Source organism: Sunxiuqinia sp. (genome assembly GCF_055140945.1).
The window spans coordinates 20,610-28,016 of the sequence record NZ_JBSQYS010000051.1 but is presented as its reverse complement, the minus strand read 5'-3'; the positions used below and the strand labels follow the sequence as shown (position 1 = coordinate 28,016).

The window sequence follows — 7,407 nt, the reverse complement described above, 5'->3', positions numbered from 1 at the left end:
ACTTTCGACACCCATTTCATCCATCATGGTTACCTTGGTTATGCATTCAACGATAATCTTTACATGAAACTTGGTGTCAGTCAGGTACCTTTTGGCATTACAAAGTATGCGTCTCATAGCTGGTGGTTTCAAGGCCAGTACTATTTCGGACTTGAAGATGACTATGACATGGGAATCAAATTTGATTACGCCGGGATTGATAAATTGGATTTAAGTTTTGCCTATTATCGCCAGGCAGAGCCGGAAGGCCCTACTGCGGGCGGTGTTACTTATGGCAATGCAGGACCGGGAAGATATTCTTATGACATTACGCCAGGGTTCGGAAAAATCGGAACCTCAACAGTTGATGCTCGTATCCGCGAATTAAATCAGGTAAATGTAAGAGCAGCCTATCACATTAGCGAACAATTGGAAGTTGGTTTATCCGGACAAGTCGGCGGCATTTATAACAGCGTGTTGGATGAGGCCGAAACAAGCACCGCTTTTGCTGCTCACGTATTAGCAGACTGGGGACAAGGATGGAACTTTAAAGGTACATTCATCAACTACAACTACACTGCAAAAGCCGACAATGGTCAGTCACTTGATATTATCCAGATGGGAGCTTACGGATCGCCTTATGATGTTGCGACAGAAGCCAATGCTTATGCAGTAGGAATTGCCAAAAGCTTTCCTGTCGAACTGGGGCCAATTACCAACATTCAGGCTTATGTTGATTATACCTATGTTGATAAAACAAAGGAGGAATACGCAGACATGCACCACCTAATCCCCGGCATTTTAATTTCTGCAGGGCCACTCTACACGTACATCGATTATGCAATGGGCAAAAATCAACCTTGGCTTACCCCAACATTTGGTAAAGGTTTGGGAGTTGGTGACGAGGACGCGGAATGGATGAAGCGCTTTAACATTAACTTCGGTTACTACTTTTAGAAACTAAATATATAAATATGTCAGAAAGTGATATAAAGATCGAAGTCAAAGACCTAACGTTGATATTTGGTCAAAAGAAAGCTCAGGCATTAAAGATGCTCCAGGATGGAAAATCTAAAACCGAGATTCTTTCAAAGACCAAGTGTACCGTTGGTGTAAATAAAGCAAGCTTTCAAATAAAAGAAGGGGAAGTTTTTGTGATAATGGGGCTATCTGGCAGTGGAAAATCAACACTTATCAGGTGCCTAAATCGCCTTAATGAGCCTACTGATGGAGACGTACTAATTAATGGTGTTAACATTACGAAAGAAACTAACAAAGAACTCTTAGACACAAGACGAACAGAAATGAGTATGGTGTTTCAGAAATTTGCGCTTTTGCCCCACCGTACTATAATTGAAAATGTTGCCTTTGGCCTGGAAATTCGTGGCGAGGAGAAAACAAAACGTTTAGCAAAAGCGAAAGAGGCTATCGAAACTGCGGGGTTAAAAGGCTTTGAATACCAAAAACCCTCGCAATTATCAGGTGGAATGCAGCAGCGTGTCGGTTTGGCACGTGCATTGGCCAATAATCCTGAAGTATTATTGATGGATGAAGCCTTTTCGGCACTTGACCCGCTTATTAAGTCAGACATGCAAGATCAACTGCTGGACCTTCAGGACGAACTGCATAAAACCATTGTGTTTATTACCCATGATTTAGACGAGGCCATAAAACTTGGTGACCGCATAGCTATTATGAAAGATGGGGTAATTGAACAGATTGGTACTGCCGAGCAAATTCTAAAAGAGCCAGCGAGTGAATATGTTAAAGCATTTGTGGAAAAAGTGGATCGTAAATCGATTATTACTGCAGGTTCCTTGATGTTTAAAAAACCAACTACGGTACTGCTTGATAAAGATGGTCCTGAGTCTGTTATTCGAAAGATGCGCACAGTGGCTGCCGATGTATTGCCTGTAATTGATAAACACCGTGTTTTTCAAGGTTTTATTTGGTTACCAGAAATACTAAAAGCCGAAAAAGCAAAAGCTGAAGACATCATGCCGTATATAACGGTTAATTGTCCAAGTGTGTATACAGAATATACAGTTGAAGAAATGTTGCCTTTGACGAGTGGAACAAAGTCTCCTATTGCAGTGGTGAATAAAGAGAATGGTCAACTCTTAGGTGTAGTGGCCCAAACTAGCTTGATGATTGAGGCGACACGTTTCAACGATGAACAGATCATACATTTAAAAGAACAAGCAATAGAACAGTAATATGGAAAAGGTAATAGATATTGGACAATATATTGAGGTAGCCGTAGATTGGCTTACCGAGAATTTGCACGGACTGTTTGATCTCATTAAAAATGTAGGAAATGGTTTTATTGAAGGCTTTGAATGGCTTTTAATGGGTATTCCATTTTTTGTTGTTATTGGGCTGCTAACCATTTTGGCATATTTAAAAGTAGGAAAAGGAACTGCCATTTTTACCCTGGCGGGCATGGTATTAATTTACTTAATGGGTTTCTGGGAGGAGACCATGGAAACTTTAGCGTTGATTTTTGTTTCTACTATAATCGCCTTGGTGCAAGCTATACCCATCGGAATTTGGGCAGCTAAAAAGCCTGGGGTAAATCGTGTGGTGCGTCCTATTTTGGACTTTATGCAGACGATGCCCGCTTTTGTTTACTTGATTCCGGCAGTGCTGTTTTTTAGTATTGGTAAACTACCGGGTGCTTTTGCAACAGTTATTTTTGCCTTGCCACCGGCAGTACGTTTAACAACCTTAGGCATCCAGCAAGTACCTCCCGATTTGGTGGAAGCAGCACGCGCTTTTGGTGCTACAAATCGTCAAATACTTACCAAAGTAGAGCTGCCATTAGCAACAAACACCATATTGGCCGGCGTCAACCAAACAATTATGATGGCCTTATCAATGGTCGTTATTGCCGGAATGATTGCTGCTGGAGGTCTGGGAGAAAAGGTACTTGAGGGTATTAATAATCTTAATATAGGACTTGGATTTGAAAGTGGTTTTGCCGTGGTTATTCTAGCTATCGTTTTAGATCGAATAACACAGGCTTTGGGCCAAAAAAATGAAAATAGTCCGCTCAGTAAACTGAGGATGAAATTTAAGAAAAACTAATTTAAAAAGGATTATCATGAAAGTAAAAGTATTATTATTAGCAGTTTTAACTCTGGCAATGAGTAGCTGTAATTCTGGAAAAAAGAAAGCTGAAGAAACTGAAAAAGAAATAACAATGGCCTATGTTGATGGATGGGCATCAGGAGTAGCCATGACACACGTTGCTCAAGTTATTTTAGAGCAAAATGGCTATGACGTAGATACAAAAGCTGCTGCTGTCGATTTGATCTATGCATCAATGGCTCAGGGCGATGTTGATGTATTTATGGAGGCCTGGTTGCCTGTTACTCACGGAGAAAAGGTGAAAAAATTTGGCGATAAAATCGTTAGTTTAAATGTTAACACTGACCAGGCACGTCTTGGATTAGTTGTACCTAAATATGTTACAATAAATTCTATTGAAGAATTGAATGATGTCGCTGATAAATTTGACGGTAAAATCATCGGTATTGAAAAAGGAGCTGGTATTACCGGTATGACAGATAAAGCTCTTGAAGAATATGAATTAACCAATATGGAACAATTAAATTCTTCAGGTATTGCTATGTTAAGTGAATTGACAAAAGCAATTAAAGAAGAGCGCGATATAGTTGTTCCGCTTTGGGCTCCTCACTGGGCGTTTGGTCGTTTCGATCTTAAATTCTTAGAAGATCCTAAGAAAGTATATGGTGAAACAGAGCGTATTGAAACTTTTGCCCGTGCTGGTTTTGTAGAAGAGGATCCCTGGGCTGCTGAATTTTTCAAAAACTTCCATTTAAATGATTCTGAAGCGGGTGCCATATTAGCTTTCTTTAAAGATGGTGGAAATGACAGATACGCTACAGCTAAAAAGTGGGTAGCCGAAAACCAAGATATTGTAAACAGGTGGTTACCTGAATAATATTACAAAAACCGAACGAAGTAAAATACCGGGGGCTTAAATGCCTCCGGTATTTTTTTTGCAAGAATTTAGAGTCGGTTATCAGCCATAAAAAAAGCCTGAGATTCTCAGGCTAATAACGTTGTCGTGAAAGCGACTCTATATGATTTGTTTTTCGTTCTAAATTCTGATGCAAAAATGTATCCGTTCTACCAAACAGGTCTTGACAATCCTTTTAAAATAGGTGTTGTTTTCTTAGTTGTACTTAAATTTCCAACTTTTCCATCACTCGATAATCCGCTTCATCACACGCATTTTGTGCGAATAGCGCTTGGTTTCAACATTAAAAATTCCAAACTGATCAACATTGTCTATGCGTACTTTGCCGGATGCATGGATAATTTTATTTTTCTCCCAAATGAAGCCAACATGAATGATGTTTCCCTCTTCATCATCGAAAAATGCCAGATCCCCCGGCATCGCTTCTTCAACAAACGAGAAAGCAGTTCCTTGATGAACTTGCTGGCTGGCATCGCGCGGTATTTTTATTCCGGCCTGCTTGTAAATAACCTGTACCAGCCCCGAGCAATCAACCCCAAAAGGTGAGCGTCCTCCCCACAAATAAGGCACATTGAAATACATTAAGGCCTGCTGAATGATAAATTTCCGAACATCCTCCGGTTGGTGATACATGAACTTACCCTTCATTTGGTACACTTCACGGTTGATCGAAAATTCTTTTTTATAAGGGCGCCAACAGGGCAGCGAACTTCCGGCAACAATCATCATGTTTTGCTCGTCATCAACCGGAATGATATTAAAAATATCAGTACAAACTGCAAAAGGCGAATTCTGTATTTTTTGATAGGATCGATCCGATATTTCTGTGATCATTTTTTGGTCAACCCAGCCCTCGTAATTATCGTATTCGGTTGTCACCCGGCACCATCCCATAAATTGTTCGTGTACTTCAAAATACTCGCCAAATAAGATTTGGCTGGTCATTTCACTTTTTTCCGAAGGTTCTTTTCGAAGTGGGATAATACTTAAACCGGAGATTCCGTAATTCATCTTTCTATTTTTTCATATTAAAGGTTGTGCAATACTCTTATCTATTTGTATTTCTTCACTCCCATCAATACATGTAACTCGCTTTTAATGATTCTTTTAAACAAAAAGACTTCTGCAAACTCGTTTCATATTTATTTGTTAATTAAATTCCTAAAGTCATATCAACGATTCAGTAAAGCTGTATATTACATTCAGTATTGGATAAAAACCGACAGAAAGCCTTAAACACAAAAGAAATTACTAATTTTATTCTTCAAATATATAACTTCAAGATTAGTTTTATAAGGTCTTGTAAAGTCTTTAAAAAAGTATTTATGAAAAAGTTATTAACGCGTTTAGCTCGCTACTATCACTTTTTTTACATCGCGTTCGCTTTTCTGGCGACTGTCTTTCTTCTCTATTTAATTATTCCTGGCGAAAGCCGGTTCAAATACGAGTTCCAAAAGAATGCCCCCTGGCGGCACGAAACATTGGTGGCTCCTTTTAATTTTGCCATTTTAAAATCAGACGAACAAGTCAGGATTGAACAAGACTCTGTCAAAAGTAAATTTATCCCCTATTTTAATGTTGACACTCTTGAAGGAATTGCCCAAACACACAACCTTATTCAGACCCTAAACACGCTTGATGTTGACTCAGCAACGGCGAACAACCTTGAGGATTTCATTTCCCGGTTATATGATGTTGGGATACTGGAGCAGTCTCCGGAAAACAACCCGGCACTCCAAAACAAAACACAGCTCATCGCAATTCAAAACAAGCTTGCGGAACGCGTTTTCGTCACTGATTTATATACTTTAAAGTCAGCCTATCAAGAACTTAGCGATACGCTAAAAGCGACCTTGAAAAGCCGTTTTGATAGCCTCAGTCAAAAAACGAACCTGAGCGATTTCATCCGCGCTAATCTGACTTACGATGCAGAATTCAACAAGCAGGAGCTTCAAAATCAGATGGATGAAGTTTCGCTAACTCAAGGAATGGTGCAGGCCGGAGAACGAATTATTTTTAAAGGAGACATTGTAACTCCCGACAAATACACTATACTGGATTCGCTGAAAAAAACTTACGAAACCAAGCGAGGACAAAATATTGAACGGTATCTGTTAATCCTGGGAAAGCTCATTTTAATTATTTCGTGCCTGCTCATCCTGATTTTTTATTTGTATTATTTCAGACCCGAGATTTTCAAACAAAAACGGAGATTAAGTTTTATCTTGATTATGATTGTGCTCATGGTGTTTACTTCACGCTTTGTAAACGACCGTAATTTTGTCAACCTCTACCTTGTTCCGTTGGCTATTTTACCAATCCTATTGCGCATCTTTTTCGATTCGAGGACAGCAATTTTTACACTTGTGGTAACCTCCCTTTTAATCGGGTATTTTGCTCCAAACAATTTCGAATACATCTTTTTAAATCTCTTTGCCGGCATTATTGCTGTTTTCAGTCTCGACAAGCTGCACCGTCGTTCTCATTTGGTATTAACGGCTTTGTGGGTGTTTATTAGCTATTCCGTTGTCTTTCTGGCCATGTCGATGATTCAGGAAGGAAACATTGACTCAATTCCATGGAAAGAGCTTGAGTGGTTTGGCGGAAATGCACTACTCATTCTGCTCGCTTATCCGTTGATTTATATTTTTGAAAAGCTGTTTGGTTTTGTTTCAGATGTCACCCTGATTGAACTGGCAGATACCAACCAACCCTTACTGCGAAAACTGGCGCATGAAGCTCCGGGGACATTTCAACACTCGATGCAAATTGCCAATCTCGCCGAAGAAGTTATTATTCGTATTGGAGGCAATCCATTTTTAGTGCGTGCCGGGGCCTTGTATCACGACATTGGCAAAATGAACCAACCGGCCTTTTTTGTCGAAAACCAAGCTGCCGGCATGAGTCCTCACAGTGCTTTGGACAACAAGCAAAGTGCAAAAATAATAATTGACCATGTAACTAACGGGGTGAAAATTGCGCGTAGAAACAAACTTCCCGAGATGTTGATCGACTTTATCAGTAGTCATCATGGCACTACACAAGCCAAGTATTTCTACACGACTTATAAAAATGATCACCCCAATGAAGATGTTGACCCAAAAGAGTTCACCTATCCGGGGCCACCGCCCAAAAGCAAGGAAACCAGCGTAGTAATGCTTACTGATGGTATTGAAGCTGCTGCGAGAGCGTTGAAAGAAAAAACCCATGAAAACTTGCATCAGCTCATCGAAAAAATGGTGCGAGACAAACTGGAGTCCGGTCAATTGGAAAACGCTGATTTAACTTTACGCGACATCCGTATTTTCAAGGAGACGATCATTGAAAAGCTGATGAATATTTATCATGTTCGAATCGAATATCCGGAGGATAATAAAAGCAAATAAACCGACGGCACATATTTACAGGTCGTTTTTTTGAAC

At 39.8% G+C, this 7,407-nt stretch carries 6 protein-coding genes; 5 read left to right on the top strand and 1 reads right to left on the bottom strand.

Going from position 1 to position 7,407, the window contains the following annotated elements; all coding sequences use genetic code 11:
• The 4 genes from ACTB00_RS17975 to ACTB00_RS17960 form a co-directional block, all read left to right on the top strand.
• Positions 1–936: hypothetical protein (locus ACTB00_RS17975; protein WP_463301294.1), on the top strand; the 936-nt coding region annotated here is incomplete at its 5' end.
• 17 nt (positions 937–953) lie between these two features.
• The gene (locus ACTB00_RS17970) at positions 954–2,195 is read left to right on the top strand and encodes a quaternary amine ABC transporter ATP-binding protein (RefSeq protein WP_463301293.1); all 1,242 of its coding nucleotides are present in this window, start codon (positions 954–956) and stop codon (positions 2,193–2,195) included.
• Position 2,196: 1 nt separating this feature from the next.
• Positions 2,197–3,066, top strand: coding sequence for an ABC transporter permease (locus tag ACTB00_RS17965; RefSeq protein WP_463301292.1), 870 nt, complete (start codon positions 2,197–2,199; stop codon positions 3,064–3,066).
• A 16-nt stretch (positions 3,067–3,082) separates the two neighbouring features.
• Positions 3,083–3,946, top strand: coding sequence for a glycine betaine ABC transporter substrate-binding protein (locus ACTB00_RS17960; protein ID WP_463301291.1), 864 nt, complete (start codon positions 3,083–3,085; stop codon positions 3,944–3,946).
• A 264-nt stretch (positions 3,947–4,210) separates the two neighbouring features.
• Here ACTB00_RS17960 and ACTB00_RS17955 read toward each other — a convergent pair whose 3' ends face one another.
• Positions 4,211–4,996, bottom strand: coding sequence for a C40 family peptidase (locus tag ACTB00_RS17955; protein WP_463301290.1), 786 nt, complete (start codon positions 4,994–4,996; stop codon positions 4,211–4,213).
• A 314-nt stretch (positions 4,997–5,310) separates the two neighbouring features.
• On the opposite strand from ACTB00_RS17955, the gene ACTB00_RS17950 reads away from it, so the two are divergent.
• Positions 5,311–7,371 carry an HD family phosphohydrolase gene (locus ACTB00_RS17950; RefSeq protein ID WP_463301289.1) on the top strand — a complete coding sequence of 687 codons (2,061 nt, stop codon included), beginning with the start codon at positions 5,311–5,313 and terminating at the stop codon, positions 7,369–7,371.
• The last annotated feature ends 36 nt before the right edge of the window (positions 7,372–7,407 follow it).

Coding starts and splice junctions, on each gene's coding strand:
- ACTB00_RS17970 (WP_463301293.1), top strand. CDS start 954: ATGTCAGAAAGTGATATAAAGATCGAAGTCAAAGACCTAACGTTGATA.
- ACTB00_RS17965 (WP_463301292.1), top strand. CDS start 2,197: ATGGAAAAGGTAATAGATATTGGACAATATATTGAGGTAGCCGTAGAT.
- ACTB00_RS17960 (WP_463301291.1), top strand. CDS start 3,083: ATGAAAGTAAAAGTATTATTATTAGCAGTTTTAACTCTGGCAATGAGT.
- ACTB00_RS17955 (WP_463301290.1), bottom strand. CDS start 4,996: ATGAATTACGGAATCTCCGGTTTAAGTATTATCCCACTTCGAAAAGAA.
- ACTB00_RS17950 (WP_463301289.1), top strand. CDS start 5,311: ATGAAAAAGTTATTAACGCGTTTAGCTCGCTACTATCACTTTTTTTAC.